The organism is Streptomyces sp. HUAS YS2 (assembly GCF_033343995.1).
Lineage (GTDB): Bacteria > Actinomycetota > Actinomycetes > Streptomycetales > Streptomycetaceae > Streptomyces > Streptomyces solicathayae.
This window is the reverse complement of sequence record NZ_CP137573.1, coordinates 7242632-7268772: the sequence shown is the minus strand read 5'-3', so window position 1 is coordinate 7268772 and position 26141 is coordinate 7242632. Positions and strand designations below refer to the sequence as shown.

The following is a 26141-nucleotide window of genomic DNA, read 5'->3' as shown; positions in this document are numbered from 1 at the left end:
TCAGCCCTCCGTCCCGCGCGGCCGTCCCGAGGCCCGTGGCAGCAGGCCCTCGGCGGCGAAGCGCTCCAGGTAGCGGGGCAGCAGCTCGCGCAGCGACGGGCAGGACGCGGTCACGGCCGGCGCCCCGGCACGGGCCCGCCGTACGTCGAGCCGGGCGCGGCGGAAGACCGGATCGGTGGACTCGGTGAACAGAGGCAGCAGCGGGTAGAGCGGGTTGTCGTCCTCGTACCGCACCTCGCCCAGCAGGGCCTCCCAGCGGTGCAGCGGCACGACGTCCAGCGGGAAGCCCGCGCCGCGGAGCACGCCGACGAACGCGTCGTAGGGCAGCGGGTCGGGGTGCGTCAGGTGGTACGTCCCCCCGGCGGGCTCCGACCGGGAGAGTTCCACGATCATCCGGGAGACGTAGTCCGCGGGGGCCGCGTCGACGGTCGCGTCCATCTCGGGGCAGACACCCATCCGGACGATGCCCCGGATGAAGCGGTTGAGGAAGTCCCCGGGCTGTCCGCAGCCGCCGGCGACCGCTCCGGTGATGGCGCCGGGACGGTAGACGGAGGCGGGCAGTCCGGCGGCGCGCGCCTGCTCGACCAGCTTCTCGGCCACCCACTTCGTCTCCGCGTACCCGCCGCCGAACTGGCTGTCCCCGTGGGTCAGCGGCTCGTCCTCGTAGATCGTCGCCTGCCGCAGGTAGCCGTAGGCGTCGAAGACGGCATCGGTCGACACGTAGTGGAACGGCTTGGCCAGGCCGGTCGCCGCGAGACGCAGGAGTTCACGGGTCGCCTCCACGTTGACGGGCCGCAAACGGTCGTAGGGCAGCAGGGAGTTGACCTGGGCACCGTTGTGGTGGACGGCGTCGATGCGTTCGGCGAGCGCCCGCCGGGCGGCGTCGTCGAGTCCGAGCCCGGGGGCGGCGAGATCGCCCGGGACGCCGACCACGCGGGCGCGCTCGGCCTCGTCCACGCCGCCGAGTTCCGCGAGCCGCTCCAGCACCCGCTGCCTGGCGTGCTGTGCGTCGTCCGCCCGGACCAGACAGTGCACCCGCGCCGAGGTGTGCCGCAGCAGGTCCAGGGCGAGGTACCCGCCGAGGAAGCCGGTGGCGCCGGTGAGGAGCACGTCGCGCGGCGGGCCGGTCACGGTGTCGCGCGGGACCGTGAAGTCGGCCCCGAGCCGGACGTCGTCCACCAGGCGGCTCGCGGTCCGGGACGCTCCTGCGACGGGGACCGGGGCGGGCGCGGCCGGGGCGGGCGCGGCCGGGGCGGGCGGGGGCGGGAAGAAGCCGCCGGCGCGCAGTTCGGTGAGGCAGTCCTTCGCCGTCTCGGCGATCAGCCGCACGTCGTCCGGGGCGTGGGCGGTGGAGAGGAAGCAGACCCGGGTCTCCAGGACGTAGATCCCCTTGAGCGCCAGCAGATGGAAGAACAGGTCGATCGCCAGCGGGAAACGCTGGAGGCTGTACTCCCCCTCGCCGATGAAGCGGAACATCGAGGAGAAGTGCACGATCCGCAGCGGGAAGCCCTCACGCCGGCAGAAGGCGTTGAAGTCCTCCGCGAGTCGGGTCACGTTCTCGGCGAGGGCGGACTGGAGCTCGGGGCCCTCCTCCCGCACCCGGGTCAGCACCGCGTGGGCGGCGGCCATCGTCAGCGGGTTCTTGTTGAACGTCCCGCCGAAGAACGTGGTCGGCGTCGTGGGCCGCGAGTCGTCACCGAAGTTCCACTGGCCGCCGTCCACGGTGTCCATGAACGCGGCCCGGCCGGCCACCGCCCCGATCGGCATGCCGCCGCCGAGGATCTTCCCGTACGTCACGAGGTCGGCCGAGACCCCGGACCACGCCTGGGCGCCGCCGGGGTGGACCCGGAAGCCGGTGATCACCTCGTCGAAGATCAGCGCGGTGCCCGCCCCTGCGGTGATCTCCCGCAACTCCCGCAGGAAGTCGACGGGCCGGAGGTCGGGACGGCGGCTCTGCACGGGTTCGACGAGCACGGCCGCGAGGTCGCCGGCCAGCTCCCGGATCGTGGCGAGGCTCTCCGCCGTGCCGTACTCGAGGACGACGACGTCGTCCATCGGGCCGACGCCGATGCCGCGTGCCATCGGCAGGGAGTTGCGGGTTCCGGCGGGCAGGGCCAGCGTCTGGTCGGACCAGCCGTGGTACGAGCCCTCGAACATCACGAAGCGGGTGCGGCCCGTCGCGGCGCGCGCGAAGCGGAGCGCGGCCATCACGGCCTCGGTGCCGGAGTTGCAGAACGCCGCCCGGGACATGCCGGTGACCTCGCACAGCAGCCGGGCGACCTGCCCGGCCTGCCGGGCCTGCGGGCCGATGTGGAACCCGTCCTCGAGCTGGCCGCGCAGCGCGTCGGTGACGAAGTCGGGCCGGTGGCCGAAGAGATGGACGCCGTAGCCCATCGAGATGTCGAGGTAGTCGTTCCCGTCGATGTCCCGGAACCGGGACCCCGACGAGCGCTCGACCACGATCGGGTACGCGATCTCCTTGCACAGCGGCTGGAAGGGAGGCATCCGGCAGTTGGTCAGGAACGGCCGCTCGCGCTCCGCCTCGGCCTTGGACCCGGGGGTCCGCGCCGCGTAGCGCTCGACGAGGTCGACGAGAAAACGCTCTTGACGGGGCGTCAGAGTCTCCGAGGCCGGCGGGCGGGCGACGACGCCCGCGCCGCCGCCGAGCGCGCTGGGCCCGGACCGGAAGGCGGGGGTGGTCGGCTCCTCCGGGGCCGGGGGAGCGGCGGGCCGGTGTGTGACCGGTTCGGGCGCGGCGGCCGGCGTCTGCGTCGACCGGCCGGCCACGAGGACCGCCAGGTCGTGCAGCGTCGTCGCCTCCTCGAAGAGCTGCTGGAAGGCGAGCACCACCTGGAACCGCTCCCGGACGAACTGGCTGACGCGCATGAACGTCAGGGAGTCCGCGCCCAGTTCGTCGAAGCGGTCGGTGTCGGACAGGTCCTGGGTCCGCATCCCGAGGAGCTGCGCCACGTGCGCGCGCAGGGCGTCGCCCACGTCGGTGAGGTGCGTGGTGTCGTGCGGCAACGGCGTCGGCGGCGCCGGTTCGGGAACGGCCTGGGCAGGGGGCTGCGCGGGCAGGACCGGGAGGGACGACACCGGTGGGGCCTCGCTTTCGACGATCCGGACACGGACGCGCTTGAACGGGTAGGAGGGGAGCGGGACGCGGCGCGGAACACCCGGCCCGTGGGCGGCCGCCCAGTCGACGTCCTGGCCCGCGCACCACGCGGCGGCCAGGGCGGCCGGGCCCCCGGCGCCCGTCGGCGCGGCCGGGACCGCCGTACCGGCGGCGGGCGCCTCGCCGCGGAAGACGTCCGGTCCCTGGGCCCCGCCGCGCAGGAACTCCGCGAGGCGATCGCGCAGCGCGTCCAGGTCCGGCGCCACGACGGCGAGCCGGATCCGGTGCCGCTTCCGTCCGGTCTGGAGGGTGTAGGCGACCTCGGCCGGATCCGTGGGGGCTCCCGGTTCCGCGAGGGCCTCGGTGAACTGCCGTACGGACGCCGCGAGATCGGCCTCGTCGCGGGCGGAGAAGGGGAAGACGTCGCGGGCGTCGCCGCCGGCCGGGCGCGTCCCCGGGACCGGCCCCGGGGCGGCCTCGACCAGGACATGGGCGTTGGTCCCGCTGGCCCCGAAGGAGCTCACGCCGGCGATCCGCGGGGCGCCCGCGGGCCACGGCGTGGCCGCGTGCTCGACCGCGAGCGGCAGGCCGTCCCAGTCCACGGCGGTGCTGAGCCGGTCGCAGTGGATCTGCGGCGGGACGACTCCGTGCCGCAGCGCGAGCACCACCTTGATGACCCCGGCGAGCCCCGCGGCCTCCTCCAGGTGGCCGATGTTGGCCTTGACCGAGCCGATCCGCAGCGGCTCCGTGCGCTTGCCGAGGGCCTCGGCGAGCGCGTGGAGCTCGATCGGGTCGCCGAGCGGGGTGCCGGTGCCGTGCGCCTCGACGTACGTCACGTCCTCCGCCTCCAGGCGGGCGTCCGCCAGCGCCCGGGTGAGCAGGCGCGCCTGCGCGCCGCCGTTCGGCACGGTCAGACCGGCGCTGGGGCCGTCGTGGTTGACCGCGGTACCGCGGATCACCGCCAGGACGGGGTCGCCGTCGGCGACCGCCCGGTCGAGGCGCTTCAGCAGGACCACCGCGCCGCCCTCGCCGCGGCCGAAACCGTCCGCGTCGGCGGAGAACGCCTTGGAGCGGCCGTCGGGCGCCAGCACCCGCAGTCTGCACAGTTGCACGGTCTCCTCGGGGGCGAGATGCAGTTTCGCCGCCCCGACCACGGCCGTGCCGCACTCGCCCTGGCGGATCGCCCGCACCGCCGAGTGCAGGGCCACGAGCGAGGACGAGCACGCGGTCGCGACGACCATGCTGGGCCCGTGCAGCCCGAGCTTGTAGGACAGCCGGCCGGCCGCGAAGCTCAGCGTGGTGCCCGTGGAGATGTAGGGCTCGTGACCGAGCCGCGGCGCCGCCTGCCGGAAGTGGTCGTTGGTGAACTCGTCGCAGCCGAGGTACACGGCCGTGTCCCCGCCGCGCAGCGTGTCCGGGTCGATGCCGGCGGACTCGATCGCGCTCCAGGTCTCCTCCAGGAGCAGCCGGTGCCGCGGGTCCATGCAGGCCGCCTCGCGGGGTGAGATCCCGAAGAACGCGGCGTCGAAGCGGTCCACGTCGTCGAGCAGGGCCGCGCGGCGGACGTAGGTCCGGCCCGGCGCGTCCGGGTCCTCGTCGTACAGCCGGTCGCTGTCCCAGCGCTCCCCCGGGATGTCGCGCACCGCGTCCCGGCCCTCGGCGAGGAGCCGCCAGAACTCCTCGGGCGAGTTCGCGTCGGGGAACCGGCACGCCATGCCGATGATCGCGACGGCCTCGTCGGCGGGCAGGTACCGGTCGGGCCGGTGCCGGTCGGGCCGGCCCTCGGCGTCGGTCCCTCGTACGTCCAGGGGTGCGGCGCCCTCGTCCACGTGCTCGTCGCGGGGCTCGTCGGCCTCCGCCGCGATCTCCGCGCCGAAGTGCCGCTCCTCCAGGTGCCGTACGAGCGCGTCGAGGCATGGGTGGTCGAAGGCGAGCGTGGCGGGCAGCGGTGTGCCGAGCACGCCGTGCAGCCGGCCGCGCAGCTCCAGGGCTCCCAGGGAGTCCATGCCCAGCTCGGTGAAGCCCCGGACCGGGTCGACCGGCCCCTCGGCGTCGCCGGTCAGCACCTCGGCCACCGTCGCCGTGACGGTGGCCCGCAGCAGTCGGCGCGCCGCTTCCGGCGGCGTCCGGAGCAGCCGCGCCGCGAACGGGGCGTCGGGCGTGGGGCCCTGGGACCGGCCGTCCTCTCCCGCCGTGCGACGGCGGGCCGTCGCCCGGTCGGTCCGTACGGCGGAGAGGGCGTCGCTGTCCAGGTCGGCGACGGTGGCATGGGCCGGGCCGCCGCGTGTCAGAGCGGCGAGCGCGGCGAGCGCCGCGTCCGGCGGGAGCGGCGTCTCGCCGGCGTCGCGCAGCCGCTCCTGGTGCTCCTCGGCGAGCCGGGCCGACATGCCGGAGCCGGCCCAGCTCCCCCAGCTGACGGCGAGCGCCGGCAGCCCGAGCCGCGCGCGGTGCCGTGCGAGGGCGTCCAGGAAGCCGTTGGCGTACGCGTAACTGCCCTGCCCGGCATAGCCGATGCGGGTGGCGAGCGAGGAGAACAGGACGAAGAAGTCCAGCGGCCGGTCCTGGGTGTGGCGGTGCAGGTTCCAGGCTCCGGCCGCCTTCGGCCGGAGCACCGCGGCGCAGCGCTCGGTGGTCTGGCGCAGCAGGATGCCGTCGTCGAGGGTGCCTGCGCAGTGGACGACACCGCGGAGATCAGGGCCGCAGTCGTCGACGACCCGGCGCATCGCCTCCTCGTCGGCGACGTCGGCACGCACGCGGTCCACGCGGGTGCCGGTCGCCACGAGCTCGGCCCAGAGCGGGTCGTCGACCGGGGGTCGGCCCGTCCTGCCGACCAGGACGACCCGGCGGGGCCGCCCGCGGGCGATGTCCAGGGCGACGCGTAGGCCGAGGGCGCCGGTGCCGCCGGTGATCAGGTAGACGCCGTCGGGGCGGACCGGCAGACCACCGCCGTCGCCGGGCCCGCCGGCCGACGGGGCGCCGTTCCACGGCCGCAGCCGGGGCCGGTGCACGTGCCCGTCGTGGACGGCGAGTTCCTCCTCGCCGCCGGGCGCTCCGTGGACCAACAGCCGTACGAAGGCCGCGAGATCGGCCGCTCCGGGTTCGGCGCTCACCGCCACGGACACACAGTCGAGTTCGGGGTGCTCCCGGCCGATCGTCCGTGCGAGCGCGGGGAGTCCGGACAGCGCCAGCTCACCTTCCGAGGCGGGCGTGCCGAGCGCGCTCTCGCGCGTCACGAACCACAGCTGCCGGACCACCGGCACCTCGGCGACGCTCGCCAGGAGCTCCCGCGCCTCCGCCAGGACGCGTTCCGCAGCGCGCGAGGGGTCCTCGCCGAAGGACGGCTCGGGTACGAAGACGACCCGCAGCTCCCCCGGACCGCCGGGACCGCCCGGCGGGACCGCCTCGACGCGCGCCTCATGACCGTGCCCGCGCAGCTTCTCGGCGAGGCGGCCGGCGAGTCCGTCGGCCGCGCCGACCAGTACGAAGCGGCGTACGAGGGTCGAGCCCTCCGCCACCGACTCCAGCCGGTCCCAGGCCAGTTCGAAGGCCGGTGCGGGCGTGGCGCCGGCAGGGGGCGGTTCGGGCGAGCCGGCCGGTCGGGTCCCGACCCAGTGGCGCTCGCGCTGGAAGGCGTACGCGGGCAGCGGCACCCGCCGGCGCGGGAACGGTGCCTCGAAGCCCACCCAGTCGACCGGCACGCCGGCCAGGTGGAGTGCGCGGAACGCCCCGAGGACGGCCTCCGGGTCGCGCGGCGTCAGGCTGGGCAGCCAGAGCAGCTCCGGGTCGGTCAGGCAGGCCCGTCCGAGCCCGACGAGTGTGGGCTTCGGGCCCAGTTCGACGAAGGCGCGCACCCCGAGGCGGTACGCCGCCCGCACCGCGGGGGCGAACAGGACGGGAGCGGTGACCTGGCGGACCCAGTAGTCGGCCGTCTCCATCTCGCCCGGCCCGACCGGCTCGCCGGTGACGGTCGACACCAGGTCCGTCTTCGGTGCGTCGTACCGGATGCCTTCGGCCACCGCCCGGAAGGCGTCGAGCATCGGCCGCATCAGCGGGGAGTGGAAGGCGTGCGAGGTGTTGAGGGCGACGGTGTCGACGCCCGCCGCGCGCAGCTCCCGGCAGAGGGAGTCGAGCACGTCGGCGTTCCCCGAGAGCACCGTGAGGTCGGGCGCGTTGACGGCGGCGACCGAGACGGTGTCGCCGTGGTCCACCAGGTGCGGCGTCACCCGCTCGACGGCCGCGTGGACCTGGGCCATCGCCCCTTCGCGCGGCAGGCCGCCCATCAGCCGGGCGCGGGCGGTGACCAGCCTCAGCGCGTCCTCCGGGCCGAACACGCCCGCCAGGCAGGCCGCCACGTACTCGCCGAGGCTGTGGCCCAGGAGCACGTCGGGTCGTACGCCCCAGGACTCCCAGAGGCGGCCGAGCGCGTACCCGACGGTGAAGAGCGCGGGCTGCGCGTCGGAGGTGTCGGCGAGGAGGCCGTCGGGGTCGGCGCCGTCCACCAGCGGGACGACGGACCGACCGGTGAGCGTCCGCAGGATGGCGTCGCACTCGTCGACGGCGGCCCGGAACACCGGCTGGGTGCGGTACAGGCGGCCGCCCATCCCCGCGTACTGCGCGCCCTGCCCGGTGAACAGGAACCCGATCTGCGGCTGCCGGCCCTCGTCGGCCCGGGACACGAGCGTGCCGAGGTCCGGGGCGGCCAGCATCCCGGCGAGCTGGGCGCGGGCGCTGTCGGCGCCGGCGGCCAGGACGGCGACCCGCCGGTCGAAGTGCCGCCGGCCCGTCGCGGCGGTGTGGCACATGTCGGCGAACTCCCGGTCGTCGCGCCCCGACAACCAGTCCAGGTGGCGGCGTACGCCGTCGCGCAGCGCCTGCGTCGAGCGCGCCGAGAGCGGCAGCAGATGCGCGCCGCGCTCGTGCACCGACGGCTCCGGTGCCGCGACGGCGGGCGGCTCCTCCAGGACGACGTGGCAGTTCGTGCCGCCCATGCCGAACGAGCTCACGCCGGCCAGGCGCGGGACGCCGTCGGGTGACGACCACGCGCGGAGTTCGGAGTTGACGCGGAACGGGCTCTCCGCCAGCCCGGCCAGCGGGTTGGCCTCGGTGAAGTTCAGGCTCGGGGGCAGCATCCGGTGCTGCAGGCTGAGCGCCGTCTTGATGAGGCCCACCACGCCGGCCGCCTCGTCCAGGTGCCCGATGTTGGTCTTGACCGAGCCGATGGCGCAGTACGCGCCGTCGCGCCGGGAGCTGCGGCGGAACGCCTCGGTCAGCCCGGCGATCTCGATCGGGTCACCGAGCCGGGTGCCGGTGCCGTGGGCCTCCACGTACGAGATCTCGTCGGCGCGCACGCCCGCGTCGCGGTGGGCCTCGGCGATGACGTCGGCCTGGGCGGCGACGCTCGGTCCGGTGTAGTCGACCTTGCCCGCGCCGTCGTTGTTGACGGCCGATCCCCTGACGACGGCGTGGATGTGATCGCCGTCGGCGAGCGCCGCGGACAGCCGCTTCAGCACCACGACGCCCAGCCCGTTCCCGAAGACCGTGCCGGCCGCGCGGGCGTCGAAGGCCCGGCAGTGCCCGTCGGGCGAGAGCATCATGCCGTCGCGCCACAGATAGCCGGTGTTCTGCGGAGTGATGACGGACACGCCGCCCGCCAGGGCCGTGTCGCAGTCACCGGCCCGGATGGCCCGGCAGGCCAGGTGCACGGCGACCAGCGAGGTCGAGCAGGTCGACTGCACATTGACGCCCGGGCCGCGCAGATCGAGCTTGTACGAGACGCGGGTGGCCAGATGGTCGCTCGCGTTGCCCTGTTCGATGCGCAGCTCGGTGGGCTCGTCGAAGTGGCGGTGGCTCAGGAAGGTACGCGAGCCGAGCTTCGCCGGGAGCACGTTGTTGACCAGGTACGTGCTGAGGGCGGCGCCCGCGTAGACGCCGGTCCTGCCCTGCCGGGGGTCGATGCCGGCGTTCTCGACGGCCTCCCAGGCGCATTCGAGGAACAGGCGCTGCTGGGGGTCGATCACCGCCGCCTCGGCGGGGCTGTAGCCGAAGAAGGCGGCGTCGAAGCGGTCCGCGTCCGCGACGGCGGCGACCGCCGGGACGAAGCGCGGATCGCCCGTTCCGTCCTGCTCCAGCCTGAACAGCTCGGTGTCCGGCAGGGTCCGGACGGATTCGACGCCGTCCCGGAGGTTGGCCCAGAACTCGGTGAGGTCGCGGGCGCCGGGGACGCGGCAGGCCATGCCGATGACGGCGACGGCGTCGTCGTTCGCGGGCCCAGGCACGGTCGCGGGCCCGGGCCCGGGCTCAGGTGCGGGCGCGGGCGTCCGGACGGACGTCGGCGCTTCCTCGGGCCGGGGCTCCGACCCCTCCAGGAAGCGGGCCAGCGCGTCGACGGTGGGGTGGCGGAACAGCGCCACGGCGGGCAGCTCCCTGCCGAGGGCGCTCTCGATCCGCTGGTGCGCCTGCACGAGCAGGACGGAGTCGCCGCCCAGTTCGAAGAAGTTCCTGCCCCGGTCGACGTCCGGGAGTTCGAGGAGCTCGGCCCAGATCCGCGCCACGGACTCCCGCAGGCCGGACAGGCGGTCCGAGCCTCCGCCCCGCGCCTGCCGGACGTCCGCCCGGCCGTCCGGCAGCGCGCGGACGTCCACCTTGCCGCTCGGGGTGAGCGGCAGGGCGTCGAGCGCGAGGACGGCCGTGGGCACCATGTGGTCGGGGAGCCGGTCCGTCAGGCTCGCCCGGATGCGGTCGGGCATCGTGCCGTCCGCGTCGCCGTCCCGCAGCACGACGTACGCGATCAGCCGGGTGCGCCCCTGGGCGCCCGCCTTGGCAGCGACGACGCACTCGGCGACGGCGGGGTGCTCCGCGAGGACGGCCTCGACCTCGCTCGGTTCGACCCGGAAGCCGCGGATCTTCACCTGGTTGTCGGCCCGGCCCAGGCACTCGATCGTGCCGTCCGGGCGGTACCGGCCTAGGTCGCCCATCCGGTAGAGCCGCCTGCCCTGGACGCCGAACGGGCTGGGGGTGAACCGTTCCGCGGTCAGTTCCGGCCGGCGGTGGTAACCGCGGGCGAGGCTGTCGCCCTCCGCGTAGATCTCCCCGGTCGCGCCGACCGGGAGCGGCCGGAGCGCCTCGTCGAGGATGTAGAGGTTCATGTTGTGCACGGTCGCGCGGCCGACGGGGACGACGTCCGGCCAGTCACCGGGGTCGCCGGCGAGGGTGTGGGTGGCGACGTCGATGCACTCGGTCGACCCGTAGTGGTTGTGGATCACGCAGCCGCTCCGGCGGGCGAACTCGCGGATCTCCGGGGTGATCCGCAACACCTCGCCGCCGACGATCAGTTCGCGGAGGTCGGTCGGCGCCGGAGCGGTGCGGGCGGCCTGCGCGATCTGCTGCAGGGTCACGAACGGCATGTACCACTTCTCGACGCGCCGGCCGCGGACGAAGTCGAGCAGCGCCATCGGGTTGCGCCGGGTGTCCTCGTCGACCTGGACCAGCGTCGCGCCCGTGCAGAGCCCCGCGAGGATCTCGTGGAAGGCGACGTCGAAGCTGATGGGCGAGTAGAGGAGCGTACGGGTGCCGGGCTCGGCGAGCCACGCCTCGCGGTGCCAGGCGACGAGGTTGGCGAGGGCGGCGTGGTCCACCAGGACGCCCTTGGGCCGGCCCGTCGAGCCGGAGGTGTAGATGCAGTACGCGAGCGCCTCGGCCGAAACCTCCGCCACCGGAAGAGGCCCGTCCTCGGACTCCGCCGCGTCCGTGGAGTACTTCGTCGCCGCCACGTCCGGCTCCGTGTCCGGCCGTACGAGGGTCAGCCCGGCGAACAGCTCGGCGAGCACCGGGTCGCGGTCCGACACCGCGTCGTCCGTGATCAGGACGCGTACCCCGGCGTCCTCGATCATGAAGGCCAGGCGCTCCGGCGGGTAGGCCGCGTCGAGCGGGACGACGACGCAGCCGGCCTTCAGGACGGCGAGCACCGCGACGACCTGTTCGGCGGACCGGTCGAGGCAGAGGCCGACCATGTCCCCCGGCGCGGCGCCCGCCCCGCTCAGCCGCGCGGCGAGGCGGTCCGCGCTCCGGTCGAGTTCCGCGTAGCGGAGCCGGGTCTCGCCGCACTCGACGGCGACGGCGTCGGGGGTGCGTGCGACCTGCTCCTCGACCAGGCGGTGGACGGCGACCCGGCGGTACGGCGTACGGGTCGTGTTCCACCACTGTGCTTCGAGCGCGTCCTGCTCCTCGTCGGCGGCCAGGCTCAGCAGCGTGGCCACGGTGTCGCCGGGCCGGGCGAGGGCGGTGGCGAGCAGGCGGTCGAGCTGGTGCGCCGCCCGCGCGACCGTCTCCGGTTCGTGGAGTGCGGCGTGCGCGGCCCAGTCGAGCGCGATGCCCCCGTCGAGGCGCCGGGCGGTGACGCGCAGGTCGTGGTGGACGTACGCGGCCGGGACCTCGTACTCCGCCACGGCGAGCCCGTCGGGCCGGGGCAGACTGCCGACCGGGGGCAGTTCCAGCTCGGAGTCGAACAGGACCCGGAAGAGCGGGGTGCCGTCGGCGGCGGTCTCCGCGTCCCGTGCGTACGCCGCCTCGTCCGTCCGCCGGACCACCGCCTCGAAGGAGTCGTCCTCGCCGATCGGCAGCCGCAGCACGGCGACGCCGCCGCGGGGACCGAGCAGCGGGCGCGCGGCGTCGGACCCACGGGTCCGAACCGTCCGGCCGAAGGTCGCCTCGGCCGTGGTGCCGTAGCGGCGGAGCAGGACGGCGAAGGCCGCGGTCAGCACGGTGGAGAGCGGGCAGCCGAGCCGCTCGGCGAGCAGCTCGGCCCGGGCGGCCCTGGCCGCGGTCAGCACCTGGCGGTGGGACGTGGCGCGGCCGGTGCTCTCGGGGGGTCGCGGGCGGAACACGGGCAGCACGCTCGGCTCCGGTTCTCCGCCGGCCCGGTCGGCCGGGAGCTCCGTACGACGGTCCGCCGCGGCCCGGTCCGGGGCGTGCCGTCCGGCCGCGTACTCCCGGTACGGGCGGGGCGTGCCGCCGCCCGGCTCCCCGTCCAGGGCGGGCCGGGGCTCCAGGATCTCCCGGAGGACGTGCAGCAGCGTCTCGGCGTCCGCCACCGCGGTGTGCATGGAGAGCACCAGCACACGGCGGTCGCCGGAGAGGCGGACGAGGAGCACCCGCCACAACGGGCCGGTGCCGAGGTCGAAGGGCCGGGCGGTGAACGCCTCGACGAGCTCCCGTACGTGGGGCGCGTGGGGGTCATCGGTCCCCGTCGCGTCCTCGAAGGAGAGGTCGGGTTCGGGCGCGGGAAGCACCTGCTGCACCGGCCGCCCTGCGTCGGCCCGCAGGACGGTGCGGAGGATCTCGTGCCGGGCCGTCGCCCGGTGCAGGGCCTGCCGCAGTCCGGTCTCCGCGAGGGGTCCGGTGAGCAGCAGCGCCCGATGCACGTGGAGCGCGGCGCTGCCGGGTTCCAGGCGGTCGAGGACGAACACCCGCTGTTGTTCGGGAGATGCGGCGTACTGCTCGTGATCGGGCATGGCGGGGCGGCGCGCTTTCGTTTCGACGGCTCGGGGGACGGCGGCGGGTGTGGTGCCGGCCGGACGTACGCGGGGGACGGCCGCGTACGTCCGGCGTCGGTCGCTCTCGGGGGTCAGTCCCGCACGGCGGGCGGCGCGGAGGTGGTGCCCGCGACCGGGTCGACGACCGGCGGGACGCCGCGGCTGAGCTGCCGGTTGCCCCATTCGGCGCGGCCGGTCACGTCCTCGCCGAACCAGTCGGGGACGATGAAGTCGCGGGCCTGCTCGACGTCGTCGAACTCGATCTCGACGACCCTGAGTCCCGCGAGGACGCCGGTGTAGACGTCCACCGAGGCGGTGGTGCCCGCCGCGTCGAGGGCGACGGTCCAGCGCTCTTTGTCGAGCCGGTCGGGGGCGAGCTCCCAGAGCTGGTCGAAGACCGTCTGCGGAACCGGGAACTCGACCTCCTGGCGGACGTTCACCGACGGGCCGCCGTCGGACCGGGGGGCCTTGACCGTCATGAGGAACGCGTCGTCCTTGGCCCGGAGCCGGACCTCGATGTTCGACTCGGCGTCGGTCAGGTAGGCCTGCCGGATCACCACGCGGGTGCTGCCCTCCGGGATGCTCCAGCCCTCCCGTACCAGGAACTTGCGCTCGATCTCCAGGGGTACCACGGGAACTCCATTCCTCGGGACGGGCCGGGACGGGTCGCCGGCGCGCCGCTATGCGGCGGCGGGGGTCGCCTCCCGGTCCAGGGGGTCGTTGAGCCGGCGCAGCGGGGTGAGCCAGACCAGGCCCATCCACAGCACGAGGCAGCCGCCGGCCAGCACGATGGTCCGGCCCTGGCCGAACCACTGGGCGCTGAAGCCGCCGACGAGCGAGCCCAGCGGCAGCGAGCCGTGGGACAGCAGGCGGTACCCGGCGGTGACGCGGCCGAGCTTCTCCGGCGGGCACATCTGCTGACGTGCACTCATGGAGTGCACGTTGTAGATGCCGAGGCCCGCCGAGTACAGGCCGATGCCCGCGGCGCAGACCGCGCCGCGCGTCAGCCCCGCGACGAACACCGCGCTCGCCGCGACCAGGACCATGCCGACGCCCACGAGCACGTTGCCGGCGGTCATCGCGCCGACGCGGGTGAGCACCGTGCCCAGACGATCGGAGACCGCCGCGCCGCCGACGCCGCCGACGGCGCCGACCGCGTACAGCAGGCCGATCTGGAGCGGCGAGAAGTCCAGGGTGTCGACGGCGTAGAGCACGAAGATCGTCAGGTACGCCTGGATGAACAGGTTGGCCACGCCGCCCGAGAGCCCGAGCATGAGCAGCGGCTTGGACCGGAGCAGGAACCGGAATCCGTCGACGACCATCGCCCGCCACTTCTCCCGGACGGGCGGACGCTCGGCGGCGCGGGGCTTCAGCGAGGCGATGAGGCCGCCGGAGACCAGGAAGCCGACCGCGTCCATCAGGATCGCGTAGGGCGCGGTGAGCGTCTGCACGAGAAGTCCGGCGAGGCCGGGGCCGGCGACGTCGGTGACCGAGTAGCTGGCGTTGACGGCGGCGTTGCCCGCGACGATCTGCTGCTGCGGGACGATCTGCGGCAGCATCGAGTGGTGGGCGACGTCGCCGAGCGCGGCGAGGCAGCCCGTCAGCGCGCTGAGCACGTACAGCGGCCCCAGGCTGAGCAGGTCCAGCGCGGCGAGCAGCGGGACGCCGAGCAGCAGTACGCCGCGCACGAGGTCGCAGAGGGCGTTGACCAGCCGGGGCGAGTACCGGTCGCTGACGACGCCGGCGATCGGCGTCATGAACAGGGTCGGCACGAGGTGGGCGGCGGTGAGCAGCCCGAGCTGCGCGGCGTCGGCGTCGAGCAACGTGACGGCGGTCAGCGGCAGGGCGAGGACCGTGACGTGGGCGCCGGCGCCCGCGACCGTGACCGCCGCCCAGAAGCGGCGGAAGTCACGGTTGCGGAACACCTCGCGCCGCGCGGCGGACGAGTTCACGAGTCGTCGGCGTCCGCGCGGGACGGGACGATCAGTTCCCGTGCGACGAGGCTGTCGTAGTAGGCGAGGACGTCGTCCTCGCCTACGTCCAGGCCCTGCTCGGACATGATCTTCCGGGCCGTCGTCGCGGCGTCGGCCCGGGGCCGGCCGTGGGCGACGCCCCACAGCAGGACGCCCTCGCGGCTCAGCTCCACGCCGGCGCCGACCTGCTGGGTGACGACGAAGCCGTCCGAGAAGGGGAGCAGCGTGTAGCGGGGGTTGCGGCGGGTGTGCGCCGGCCGGGGGCCGGTGACCGGGGCGTACCGGTAGCCTGTGGCGGCCATGGCCAGGAGGTCCTGCGCGAGCCAGATGTTGCGGGCGACGGCGTCCGCCGGGTCCGGCAGACCGAGGTCCCGGATCACCGCGGACAGCTCCGCGTCCTGCGGGCCGCCGTCACCGAAGGTGCGCGCCCATTTCGCCCAGAGCCACTTGGTGTTGACGTACAGGTCGCCGGCGGCGCAAAGATAGGCCTCCGCGGCGAAGTAGACCATTTCCCGCGACTGGTACTCGGCGGACTGCAGATCGCCGTTGAGCACGGCGCCGGAGACGTCCTCCGCGGCATTCTGCGCGTCCTGCGCATGACGGGATATGAGGAGTTTCCGGAACTCACTGCCGGCGGCCGTCAGTTTCCTGTGCAGGCGGTCGAGTTCGCCGTCGTCCACGACGATCTCGCTGAGCAGGAACCGGGTGACCCGGTCGAGCCTGGAACGGCTCGCGAATCCGATCTGCTCGGCGTCGGAGGAGGTCGCCGTGAAGGAGGTGAAGCGGTCGATCAGGGATTCCAGATCGCGCAGCTTCAGATATTCGACGTCGACCCGCTGCCCCTCGAAGAACAGTTGCTCCTCGGTGTCGCCCTCGCCCTCGTCGAGCACGACGAACAGGTCGATGTCGGAGCACGGCGAGCCCAGTCCGGCCAAGGGCGCGCCACCCGTGTAGATGCGACGGAACCCCTGCTCGGCGGCCATGTGACGGGCCATCCGGGTGCCCCGGCCACGGATCGCGTCCAGCTTCTCGGCGAACTGCTCGGCACTCAGCGGCGCGTCGAGGCGCCCCGCCGCGGCGAAGGTGTGCTCGGCGTCGTTGGTTCCTGTCGCGGTCATTCCAGCCTTCCTTGTACGACGACGCAGTGAGGGCTGCGGATTCGACCGCAGCCCTCTCCCTGATTTCTACGAATCAGGGGCGATGCAGGTGAGTCACTCGTTGATGTCGAGGACCACGTCGGAGGGAAGCTTACCCATGTCAATTCACCCCTTTTCAGTGCGAGTTCGGAGATCCGAACGGGACACGACCGGAATCGAGGGGCTGCTCCGGTGGATGCGGTGAGCCATCCGCCGGAGCGCCGTCCTCGTTTCGCCGGAACCATATGTCGGCGGTTACCCGGACCGAAAGACTCCGCCGCCCCGTCCGGCAGGACGGAACGATCTTCACGGGCGGGGTCGACGGAACAGGCCGGCAGTGTCGAACTTGGCGGTGAGCGCCCGCAGGTGAGCGGGGGTCATCCGCTTGCGCGCCGTCTCCTCCGCGGACTCCTGGTCGGCCCCGTAGTGCCACAGCCGCTCCCCGGTCGCGGGGTCCACCAGGAAGGACCGGTCCTTGGCGGCGGGGCCGCGGACGACGAGGGAGACGGTGTCGGGTTCCGCGACGAGCGCGTGCAGCATCCGGTGGTGCAGGGCGTACACGGTGCCCGCGCGTTCCTGCCGCACGTGCAGCGCCCGGGGCGCCTCCAACGGCGTCACGTCGTCGGCCTCCCCGTACAGGGTGTGCCGGAACGCTCCCTGGAGAACGACGCTCGCGAAGGACCAGCGGTGGTTGTGGGGCAGGTCGTAGCAGCCCGACCAGAAGGCGTGCAGCCGCACCCGTACGCCCGACTCCTCGTCGGCGTACAGCACGACCTTGTCCAGCTGCTGACCGAGCCCGGCGGTGGCCTCCGCGTCGGGGTGCTCGCACAGTGCCAGGAGGTCCGGCCGGTCCGGGAGCTCGTCGAGCGCCCGGCGGACGAAGCCGCGGTCCTCGTCGAGGCGCTCCAGCACCTTGCGGTTGGCCGCCTCCACGGCGTCCATGTCCTCCCAGTCGAGCGAGCGCAACGGCTCGACGAGTGCTGCCAGATCCTGCACGGATGGTTCCCCTTCGTGGCTGCCGAGGCGCGGCGAGGTGTCCCGCCGGCGGGACATCCTCATCCGGGACCGGGCGGTATCGGGCATCCCGGCGGCGGTGTCACGGCCGGTGGCGCGGGAGGCCTGCTGCGCGGGGTTCCTGGAGCAGACGGGGACGTAAGCGCATGATTCACCCTCTGCACCCCTTGCGTCGGCGGCGCGCTGCCCCCTCACGCGTTGCGGCGGCCGTCGGCCCGGGTGAGGATCGAACCGTGGGTGATGGGGACCGCAGGGATCCCACCACGGAGGTGCTGACCCCCGGCGGGGATCCCGTGCTCGCCGCGCGCTTCACCGTGCCCGTGATCCCGGAGACCTTCGTCCGCAGGCCCCGCCTCGTCGCACAGCTGACGGCCGGCCCGCGGACCCCGCTGACCCTGGTCGAGGGACCGGCCGGCGCGGGCAAGACCTGCCTGGTCGCCGACTGGATCACCGGCCCGGACGCGCCGGGACCCGTGGCCTGGCTGACCGTGGAACCCGAGGACAACGAACCGGGCGTCTTCTGGACCTATGTGCTGGAGGCCGTACGGCGCCACGGCATCCCGCTGCCCGACACCCTCACCGGCCCGTCCCGGGCGGGCGCCGTCGACCACTCGCTGCTCACCCGTCTGGCGGCCTGGCTGAGCGGCCGCGAGACGCCGGTGACCCTCGTCCTGGACGACTTCGACCGGGTGGCCGACTCGGCGGAGGTGGCGGACGAGCTGCAGTTCGTGCTGCGCCACGCGGACGGCGGCCTCCGCCTGGTCGTCATCAGCCGGACGCGGCCGCTGCTGCCGCTGCACCGCTACCGGGCCGCCGGCGAGTTCATCGAGGTCGACGCCGACAACCTGGCCTTCCGTACCGAGGAGGCGGCGGCCCTCGTCGCGGCACACGGACTGGCACTGTCCGAGGACGGGGTACGGGCGTTGACGGAGCGTACCGGCGGCTGGGCGGCCGGACTGCGGCTGAGCGCCCTGGAGGCGCAGCGGGCCGACGATCCCGAGTACTTCCTGGGCGACTTCGACGCCGGCCGGAGCACGCTCGCGGACTTCCTCCTCGCGGAGGTGCTCCACGAACGGCCCGCCGAGGCACAGGACCTGCTGCTGCGCACCAGCATCCTGGAGCGGACCCACCCCGGCCTGGCCGACGCGCTCACCGGACGCGACGACGCGGAGCCGGTCCTCGCGGAGCTGCTGCGCGCGAACGCGTTCCTCGAACCCCTCGGACACTCCTGGTACCGGCTGAATCCGCTCTTCGCAGAGGTCCTGCGGGTCCACCTGCGCGAACGCAGTCCCGGCCTGGAGCCGGAGCTGCACCGCACGGCCTCCGCGTGGCTGAGCGCGGCCGGGCTGCTCGACGAGGCCCTCTCCCACGCGGCCGAGGCGGGCGACTGGGAGCTGGCCGCCGCCGAGCTGGTCGACGGGCCGGCGATCGGCCGGCTGCTCGACGGGCCGGACGCCGGGCGGCTGGACGGGCTCTTCGCCGGCATGCCGCCCGACACGCCAGGACCTGCCGCGGACCTGGTGCGCGCGGCCCGCGAACTGACCCGGCACGACGTCGAGCTGGGCTTCGCGTACCTGCGCCGGGCGGAGGAGAGCCTGCCGGACGCCGGGGCCGTCGGCGACGGGCGCGACGGGCCTGTCGGTGCCGGTCGTGACGCCGCGGCCGTACGGCTGAGCAGCGCGCTGCTGCGAGCGCTCGGCGCCAGGGTGACGGGCTCCGCGGACATGGCCGAGGCGGCCGTCGAGACCGCGGCGGAGGCCGAGCGCACCCTCCACGACGACCGGCTGGAACCGTTCCGGGAGCTGCGGGCCGGCCTGCTCACCGATGTCGGCGCGGCCCAGCTGTGGGAGGGCCGCTTCGAGGCCGCCCACGCGACGCTGTCCGCCGTGGTGGAGACCGTCGAGACGACGGCCCTGGACGGGGCGCCCTCGGACATTGCGAGCTTGCACGCGGGGTCCTCGGACATGGCCGAGGGCGACGGGCCGTCGACGGCCCGGTTCCGGTACGAGGCCCTCGGGCGGATCGCGCTGATCGAGTTCCTGCACGGCCGGCCCGGACGTGCCGAGTCCCACGCCCGGGCGGCGCTCGCCGAGACGGAACGAGCGGGTCTGCCGGAGCTCGCGGGCAGCGGGGCCGCCGAACTCGTCCTGGCCGCCGTCGCCATGGACCGCCACGACCTGCCGGCCGCGCACGACCACCTCGACCGAGGCGCGGCCCCCTCCGCGCGGTCGGACGCACCGCGCGATCCCGTCGTCGCCGCCCTGCTGGCCCTGTTGCGGTCCCGCCTGCTGCACGCGGAGGGCGATCCCCGGGCGGCGCTGCGCGTCCTGGACGAGCTGGCGGAGCGGACGACGGCCCCGGTGGACCGCTCCCCTTGGGTGAGCGACCTCGTCACGACGGCCACGGCCGCGGCGCACCTGGCGGAGGACGATCCGAAGGCCGCGGTCGAGGTCTTCGAGAAACGGCCGCCGCACGGCGCGGAGTGCCGGGTCGCCGAGGCCCGGGCGCGCCTGGCGGCCGGTCAGGGCGAGGCGGCCCTGGGCATCCTCGACGGACTCTCCGAGGGCCGGGGCGAGGGGCCGGCCGTGGTGGCGCGGGTCCTGCTCGCCCGGGCGCAGACCGTCCACGTCCTCGGTGACACCGTCACCGCGGAGAACCTGGTGCTGCGGGCCCTGGCCGCCGCGCGACCGCATCACCTCCGGCGGCCCTTCCTGGAGGCGGGGCCATGGCTGTGGCGGCTGCTGGCCCGGCGCCCCGCGCTCGCGCGCGGGCACGACTGGCTGCTCCCGGTCCTGCCGCGGAACGGCGCCGTCCCGGACCTGCCGCAGGAGGATCCGCCCGAACCGCTGACCACGCCCCTCAGCGAGCGGGAACAGGACGCCCTGGAGCGTCTGGCGCAATTCATGACGACCCTGGAGATCGCCGCGGACCTGCACCTGTCGGTCAACACGGTGAAGACGCACCTGAAGACGCTGTACCGCAAGCTGGGCGTCACCCGGCGCGGCGAGGCGGTCCGCCGCGCCCGCGAACTCGGCCTCCTCTGAGGCCCGTCCGCCCCGCGGCGACCGCCTCTCCACCCCTTGTCAGGCGTCGATTCGGATGCCGGGTCAGATGCCGAGGAGCCGCGCCTTGGCGACACTGAACTCCGTGTCCGTCAGCACGCCCTCGCCGTGCAGTTCCCCGAGCCGGGTGAGCTCGTCGAGCAACGAGGCACCGCCGGAGGCCGCCGCGGCAGGCGTGGGCGACTGCGCGGCGGCCGGCTGCGGCGCCTCCTCGTGGTGCTGGTTCTGTGCGGTCCGGCGGCCCGCCGTGTACGCGGCTCCGCCGACGAGCGCGCCCCGCAGCAGGGGACGGCGGCGACGTCCCAGCGGCATGGTCCTCATCCTCTCCTCCGCGGCACACGCCTCCGTGTACCGGCCCCGGTCCTCAGGCCGCCCGCCGGGCGGCGTCCGTCGCGGCGAGTTCCGCCTCGACCTCGGCGATCTGCTCGTACGGGATCCGGACCGTCGCCAGGAGCCGCCCGTCGTGGCGGCGGGCCTCCTCGGCCACCTCGCGCGCCCACACGTTCTCCACCAGCAGCGCGAGGACGGTGGAGTCACGGTCCATCACACCGGCGATCTCCTCGACGTCGTCGAGGCCGACCAGACCCAGCGTCCGGCGTGCCGCGATCTCGGCGGCCACGTCGCCCAGGCCCGCGATGTCGGCCAGCTCCACCCGCTCGACCGACCCGTCCGCGCTCTTGATCACCACGAGCGCGTCGAGGATGCGGACCGCCTCGCGGCGTTCCACACGCTCCAGCGCGGCCAGGAACGAGTCGGGCGGTTGGCCGGCCGGGAACGCCAGGACGACGAGGTCGACGGGTCCGAGTGCGGTCATGCCAGGACCTTCGCCTTCGCCTGCTCGTACTCGGCGTCGGTGATGTCGCCGTGGTCGTGCAGGCCGGCCAGCTTGACCAGCTCGTCCGTCCTGGTCGGCGTGGCCGCGGCGGGGGTGTCCGCCGAGGCTTCCCTGACGTAGTCACGGAACGCGTCTTCCTGCTCCTTCATCTGGCGCATGTCGCGCTGACCCATCGAGCGCCCGCGGGCGATCAGGTAGACGAAGACGCCCAGGAAGGGCAGCACACAGACGAAGACGGTCCAGCCGGCCTTGCCCCAGCCGCCGAGGTCGTCGTCACGGAAGATGTCCATGATCACGCGGAACAGCAGGACGAACCACATGATCCACAGGAAGAACCACAGCATGGTCCAGAACGTGTTGAGGAGGGGGTAGTCCACGGTTGCCTCCGCTTGTCTTCCGCCGTGCGGACGGCCGTTGGGCCGCCGCGCGGGCGGCGCCGGTCAGGACGTGAGCACCTTGCTCTTGGCCTGCTCGTACTCGTTGTCCGAGATGGCCCCCTGGTCGTGCAGGGCCGCCAGCTTCCCCAGTTCGTCGGCCTTCGTCGCCTTGGGCGCCGGGCCGGTGGCCGCGGCCTTCTGGACGTACGACCGGAACGCCTGCTCCTGGACCTGGGCCCGGCGCAGTTCACGCTCGCCCATGCCCTTGCCGCGGGCGATCAGGTAGACGAAGACGCCCAGGAAGGGCAGCACACAGACGAGGACCGTCCAGCCGGCCTTGCCCCAGCCGCCCAGGTCGTCGTCACGGAAGATGTCCCCGATCACGCGGAACAGCAGCATGAACCACATGATCCACAGGAAGAACCACAGCATGGTCAGGAACGCTTCGAGCAGGGGGTAGTCCATTGCGGCCTCCGCAATGCCGGCGGCCACGCCCGATGCGTGGCCGGTGAGGGCCTGACGCCTCTCACGGTGCGCCGGGCCGCCCCGCCCCGCATCACCCGCCACGGGTGAGCCCCGCGCCGGCGGGCCGGGCGGGGCTCATCGGGCGTGGGCGGCGCTAGGCGGTGCCGCCGGCCCCCTGGTCCGCGGCCGTCCGCTCGGCGGCCAGCGTGGCCCGGCCGCCCGCCGCGAGCAGCGCCAGCACGGCCAGGACGGCGAGCAGGATCAGCACCAGCAGCAGGATCGTGAGCACGGTGGGGTGGTTCCAGAGCGCGAAGAGGAGCGCCACGAGGAGCAGTGCGCCGACGGCGATCCAGCGGCGGTGGTGCTCCGCCCAGACGCCCACCCGTCCGGTGTGGACCTGGTGTCCGTACGCCCAGCCGGCGATCGTGTCGGCGGTGCGGTCGGAGGTGCCGCGGACGGCGGTCGGCAACCGTCCGGGACCCACCAGGTACGCGCCGAGCGCGATCACCACGCCGAGCACGATCGCCGTGCGCAGACTGACCCGCAGGAATTTCAGCAGGGTGTCGAAGACCGCCGCCGCGGCCGCCTCCGACTGCACCTTGGCGGGCAGGTGGTCCAGGTAGTAGCGGCGCGCGACGACCAGCCCGATGGCCACCACCAGGCAGGCGAACGCGGCGCCGAGCGCGGTGCGGGCGAGGGCCCGCCGCCGCCGGCGGGCCAGCAGCACGCCGCCGGCGCCGAGCAGGACGACGATGACGGGGAACCAGTTGCCGATCACGTCCAGCAGGTGCGCGCCGTCGCGGATCTTCTCGAGCTGGTCGGACTGGAACAGCACCATCTGCTTGTCGACGTCCGGGATCTTCTCCGCCGGGCCCAGACCCGCGTCGACAAGCTGCTGCTTCACCTGCTCCACGACCTCGCCGATGTCCAGCGTGACCGTGCCCCCCTCGACACCCACCGCCCCTCGGCCCTCACCCGTGAGCGCGTGCACGACCGCGTCGTGGGCCCGGCGGTTGGCCTTCTCCCACACCGTCGCGAAGACGTCGCCGTGCACGACCCGCGTGGCGACCTTCTTCACCGCGCCGTCGACGGCGTCGTCGATCTGCGGCCCGAGGCCGCGCAGCGCCGTGGCGGCCCGCGGCGGCAGGCCCTGGGACTGCAGCCAGCCGGAGATGTCCGCGGCCACCTGGTTGCCGTTCACCCGGACGTCGGCGGCCTCCGTGATCCGGTTCACCGCGGCGTCCTGGATGGCCGGATCGGTCGCGAGCGGGGCGACCGTGGAGACGTACCGGTCGGTGTCGAGCGCGATGTCGTGCACCCACACGGTGAGCAGGGCGATCGGCACCAGGATGCAGGTGAGCACGATCAGTACGGCGGATCCCGTCGCGCGGGCGATCCGCCCGGGCGCCGAGCCCTTTCCCTTCTCAGTGGAGGGAGCGGCGGGCGGGGGATCGGGGGCGGACGGCGGCTCGTGCGGGACGCTCATGGAGACTCCAGACTTCCGGACGTGCTCCCCCCATTCACGGGCGCGCGGCGGCGCGCGGCACGCCGAGCGCGCCCGCACGGGGGAAGCACGGCCGGCGTGCGCGCGGGTGCACGGCCCCCTACCGTCGGTCGCGTGGAGGCCCAACCGCTGCACGTCCGGGGCCCCGTGCCCCAGGGGCGGGTGGGCCCTGCGGCCGTGATCCGCTACCGGATCCTCATGGCGCTGCCGGTGGTCGCCGCGGTGGCGCTCGGGCTCGGACTCCCCCGATGGGAGGACGAGATCCCCCGGGTCGGGCTGACCTACGAGACCGGGACGGCGCAGGCCGCGCTCGCCGCGATCGCGGGCGGCATGATCACCCTGTCCGGGTTCGTCATCACCGGCGTCACACTGGTGATCCAGACCGTGCAGAGCATGTCGCCGCGGCTCATCGCGGTGATCCGCCACTTCAACCAGTCGCTGGTCATCGTGGGGCTGCTCATCGGCACCGCCGTGTACGCCCTCGTCGTCCTGGCCCAGATCCAGGCCGACGAGACGCCCCGGGTGTCGGTGACCCTCGCGGTGGCCCTCGTGGTCGCCGACACGGCGGTACTGCTCTGGAGCCTGACGGGGCTGCGGAACGTCGTGACCGGGGGCGGGCTGGCCCAGGTGGTCGGACGCCGGATGGCCGTGGCGCTCGACGTGCTGCTGCCGCCGGACGAGCGGGAGCTGCGCACGGTGGACCTGACGGACCTGCGGCCCGCCGTTCCCGGCGTCCCACTGATCCACACGGGCGGGCCCGGCGTCGTCCGGGGCGTCGCCGAGCGGCGGCTGATCCGCCTCACGGAACGCCACGACGCCCGCGTCGAGCTCGACGTGTGGCCGGGTCAGCACCTCGTTCCCGGCGCCGTCCTCGGCCGGGTCCACGGGCTTGCCGGGCTGCCGGAGGCGTCCCGCGAGCGCATGCTGCGCCGCATCGCCCCGCGCGTGCGCGTGGGACGGTTCCGGACCGTCGACCAGGACCCGGCGTACGGGCTGCGCCTGTTGGTGGACATCGCGACGCGTGCCCTCTCACCGGCCGTCAACGACCCCACGACCGCCGTGGAGTCGCTGGACCAGATCGAGGAGGTGCTCGTCCGGCTGGCCGGGCGCCCGCTCGGCACCACCGTCGTCACCGGCCCGTCCGGCACCCCGCGGCTGCTGCGGCCGGGTCCCGGCTGGACGGAGCTGGTGAGTCTGGCGCTCGACGAGATCCTGGCGTACGGGGCGCGGTCCCTGCAGGTCGTGCGCCGCGTACGCGCGCTCCTCGTCACGGTGACCGAGGCGGCTCCGCCGGGTCGGCGGGCGCCGCTCACCGAGCGGGCCGCCCTGGTGGAACGGCTGGCCGGTGGGTTCCCCGATCCGCTGTTCGTGGCGACGGCGTCGGTGGCGGACGGCCAGGGCATCGGCGGCGCCGGCGGGCGGGCCGAGCCCCGGCCGGACGGCTTCGCCGGCTAGGCGAGGTCGTCGGTGTCCTTCTTCGTCACGCACAGGCCCCAGATGACGAAGGCGTACAGCGCGATGAGGATGAGCGACCAGACCGGATAGTACGGGATGGACAGGAAGTTCGCGATGATCAGCAGCCCCGCGATGCCCACGCCGACGACACGCGCCCACGTGGCCTTCGCGAACAGGCCGAGGCTCACGACCACGGCGATGGCGCCCAGCACCAGCTGGATCCATCCCCAACTGGTCAGGTCGAACTTGAACACGTAGTTGGGGGTGGCCAGGAAGACGTCGTCGTCGGCGATCGCCATGATGCCGCGGAAGAGGTCGAGGATTCCGGCGATGAACAGCATCACCGCTGCGAACACGGTCAGGCCGCCGGCGGCGGCCATCGAGCCGGGCGAACGGGGATGATGGGTCGTGGTGGCCATGGTGGCCTCCGTTCCTCACGAGGCTGCTCCACGCAGTCCTTCGCCTTCGAGCGTCCGCCCGGCGCAACGCCCCCGTCGTCACCCGGAGCGGGTGAGGGGACCGTTTCGGACCGGGTTCAGGGCCCGGATCCGGTGTTCCTCCCCGCCCTCCGGCCGCGTCACTCGAACCGAGCGGGGTCCCCGGCGCCTCGCCGTACGATCTCGGCCTCGCCGCCGGAGAAGTCGACGACCGTCGTCGGCTCCGTGCCGCAGTCCCCCGAGTCGACCACCGCGTCCACCAGGTGGTCGAGCCGTTCCTTGATCTCCCAGCCCTGCGTCAGCGGCTCGCCCTCGTCGGGCAGCAGCAGCGTGCTCGACACCAGGGGCTCGCCCAGCTCGGCCAGCAGCGCGCGGGTCACGGCGTGGTCGGGGATCCTGACGCCGACCGTCTTCTTCTTCGGGTGCATCAGGCGGCGCGGAACCTCCTTGGTCGCGGGCAGGATGAAGGTGTAGCTCCCCGGCGTCGCCGACTTGATGGCGCGGAACACGTCGTTGTCGATGTGCACGAACTGGCCCAGCTGTCCGAAGTTCTCGCACACGAGCGTGAAGTGGTGACGGTCGTCCAGCCGCCGGATCGACCGGATCCGGTCGACACCGTCCTGATTACCCATCCGGCAGCCCAGCGCGAAGCAGGAGTCGGTGGGATACGCGATGAGGGCTCCGGACCGGAGGCTGTCGACCACGGTGCCGATGGTGCGTGACTGGGGGGTCTGCGGGTGCACGTCGAAGTACTTCGCCATCGCTCGACCCTACGGGACGACGGACGGCCGGGGCAGACGTTCGCCGCTCGGGCCACCCGAACGAATGCCGGTCGCCGGCCCGCGCCGCCGCTACTCCGGGGGGACGAGACCGGGGTGAGCCTTGAGAAGTCTCGGCGGCGCCGCCTGGGACCACGAGTCGACGACGATCGCCCGGAGTTCGTCCGCGTCGTCGACGGCGGCCAGGCGCACGCGTACCCAGGCGAACGACGCCTCGTGGTCCGCGATCCAGAACTTGGCGGGCTCGGCGAGGACCAGTTCGTCCCGCTCCAGCTTCGGGCAGCGGACGGCCATCGACGTCTCGTCGTCGGGCAGGGTGAGGAACATCTTCCCGGCGACCCGGAACGTCGGCATGGACCAGGCCACCTTCTCGGTCGTCTCCGGCAGGGAGAGGGCGAGTTCACGGACTTCTTCGGACGAGCTCATGCCCCGACGGTACGACGGGCCGCTGACATCGGG

At 73.9% G+C, this 26141-nt stretch carries 15 protein-coding genes; 2 read left to right on the top strand and 13 right to left on the bottom strand.

The features are described from left to right. The 5 genes from R2D22_RS33240 to R2D22_RS33220 all read right to left on the bottom strand — a co-directional run bounded on the left by R2D22_RS33240 (position 1) and on the right by R2D22_RS33220 (position 16750). Complete coding sequence (locus tag R2D22_RS33240; RefSeq protein WP_318108829.1) at positions 1 to 12624, bottom strand: non-ribosomal peptide synthetase/type I polyketide synthase; 12624 nt, start codon at positions 12622 to 12624, stop codon at positions 1 to 3. A 113-nt stretch (positions 12625 to 12737) separates the two neighbouring features. Then, positions 12738 to 13277, bottom strand: coding sequence for a CYTH domain-containing protein (locus R2D22_RS33235; protein ID WP_318108828.1), 540 nt, complete (start codon positions 13275 to 13277; stop codon positions 12738 to 12740). A 48-nt stretch (positions 13278 to 13325) separates the two neighbouring features. After that, entirely contained in the window at positions 13326 to 14597 is a 1272-nt protein-coding gene (locus R2D22_RS33230) for an MFS transporter (protein WP_318108825.1), read from the bottom strand. Further along, a complete protein-coding gene (locus R2D22_RS33225; RefSeq protein WP_318108824.1) occupies positions 14594 to 15736 on the bottom strand; it encodes a hypothetical protein in 1143 nt (380 codons plus the stop codon). Before R2D22_RS33225 ends, R2D22_RS33230 begins: the two co-directional genes overlap by 4 nt. A 324-nt stretch (positions 15737 to 16060) precedes the next feature. Beyond that, on the bottom strand, positions 16061 to 16750 hold the full coding sequence (locus tag R2D22_RS33220; protein ID WP_318108823.1) for a cupin domain-containing protein: 690 nt from the start codon (positions 16748 to 16750) through the stop codon (positions 16061 to 16063). A 251-nt stretch (positions 16751 to 17001) separates the two neighbouring features. Between R2D22_RS33220 and R2D22_RS33215 the strand changes: the two genes are divergently transcribed. Further along, positions 17002 to 19812 carry a helix-turn-helix transcriptional regulator gene (locus R2D22_RS33215; protein WP_318108822.1) on the top strand — a complete coding sequence of 937 codons (2811 nt, stop codon included), beginning with the start codon at positions 17002 to 17004 and terminating at the stop codon, positions 19810 to 19812. 63 nt (positions 19813 to 19875) lie between these two features. On the opposite strand, the gene R2D22_RS33210 is transcribed toward R2D22_RS33215, so the two are convergent. The 5 genes from R2D22_RS33210 to R2D22_RS33190 all read right to left on the bottom strand — a co-directional run bounded on the left by R2D22_RS33210 (position 19876) and on the right by R2D22_RS33190 (position 22993). Next, positions 19876 to 20142 (bottom strand): SHOCT domain-containing protein, encoded by a 267-nt coding sequence (locus R2D22_RS33210; RefSeq protein WP_318108820.1) that lies wholly within the window; start codon positions 20140 to 20142, stop codon positions 19876 to 19878. A gap of 52 nt (positions 20143 to 20194) precedes the next feature. Further along, positions 20195 to 20644 (bottom strand): DUF6325 family protein, encoded by a 450-nt coding sequence (locus R2D22_RS33205; RefSeq protein ID WP_318108819.1) that lies wholly within the window; start codon positions 20642 to 20644, stop codon positions 20195 to 20197. Next, complete coding sequence (locus tag R2D22_RS33200) at positions 20641 to 21009, bottom strand: SHOCT domain-containing protein (RefSeq protein ID WP_318110132.1); 369 nt, start codon at positions 21007 to 21009, stop codon at positions 20641 to 20643. Before R2D22_RS33200 ends, R2D22_RS33205 begins: the two co-directional genes overlap by 4 nt. Before the next feature lie 96 nt (positions 21010 to 21105). After that, entirely contained in the window at positions 21106 to 21507 is a 402-nt protein-coding gene (locus R2D22_RS33195; protein ID WP_318108818.1) for an SHOCT domain-containing protein, read from the bottom strand. Positions 21508 to 21661: 154 nt separating this feature from the next. Continuing rightward, positions 21662 to 22993 (bottom strand): hypothetical protein, encoded by a 1332-nt coding sequence (locus tag R2D22_RS33190; protein ID WP_318108817.1) that lies wholly within the window; start codon positions 22991 to 22993, stop codon positions 21662 to 21664. 132 nt (positions 22994 to 23125) lie between these two features. Between R2D22_RS33190 and R2D22_RS33185 the strand changes: the two genes are divergently transcribed. Next, on the top strand, positions 23126 to 24466 hold the full coding sequence (locus R2D22_RS33185; protein ID WP_318108816.1) for a DUF2254 family protein: 1341 nt from the start codon (positions 23126 to 23128) through the stop codon (positions 24464 to 24466). Here the strand turns inward: R2D22_RS33185 and R2D22_RS33180 are convergent. From R2D22_RS33180 to R2D22_RS33170, 3 genes are all read right to left on the bottom strand, one after another. Beyond that, positions 24463 to 24885: a DUF7144 family membrane protein gene (locus R2D22_RS33180; protein ID WP_318108815.1), complete on the bottom strand. Its 423-nt coding sequence runs from the start codon at positions 24883 to 24885 to the stop codon at positions 24463 to 24465. The genes R2D22_RS33185 and R2D22_RS33180 overlap by 4 nt on opposite strands. Positions 24886 to 25043: 158 nt before the next feature. Then, the gene (locus tag R2D22_RS33175; protein WP_318108813.1) at positions 25044 to 25664 is read right to left on the bottom strand and encodes an L-threonylcarbamoyladenylate synthase; all 621 of its coding nucleotides are present in this window, start codon (positions 25662 to 25664) and stop codon (positions 25044 to 25046) included. A 90-nt stretch (positions 25665 to 25754) separates the two neighbouring features. Next, positions 25755 to 26108, bottom strand: coding sequence for an MmcQ/YjbR family DNA-binding protein (locus R2D22_RS33170; protein WP_318108812.1), 354 nt, complete (start codon positions 26106 to 26108; stop codon positions 25755 to 25757). Positions 26109 to 26141: the final 33 nt, after the last annotated feature.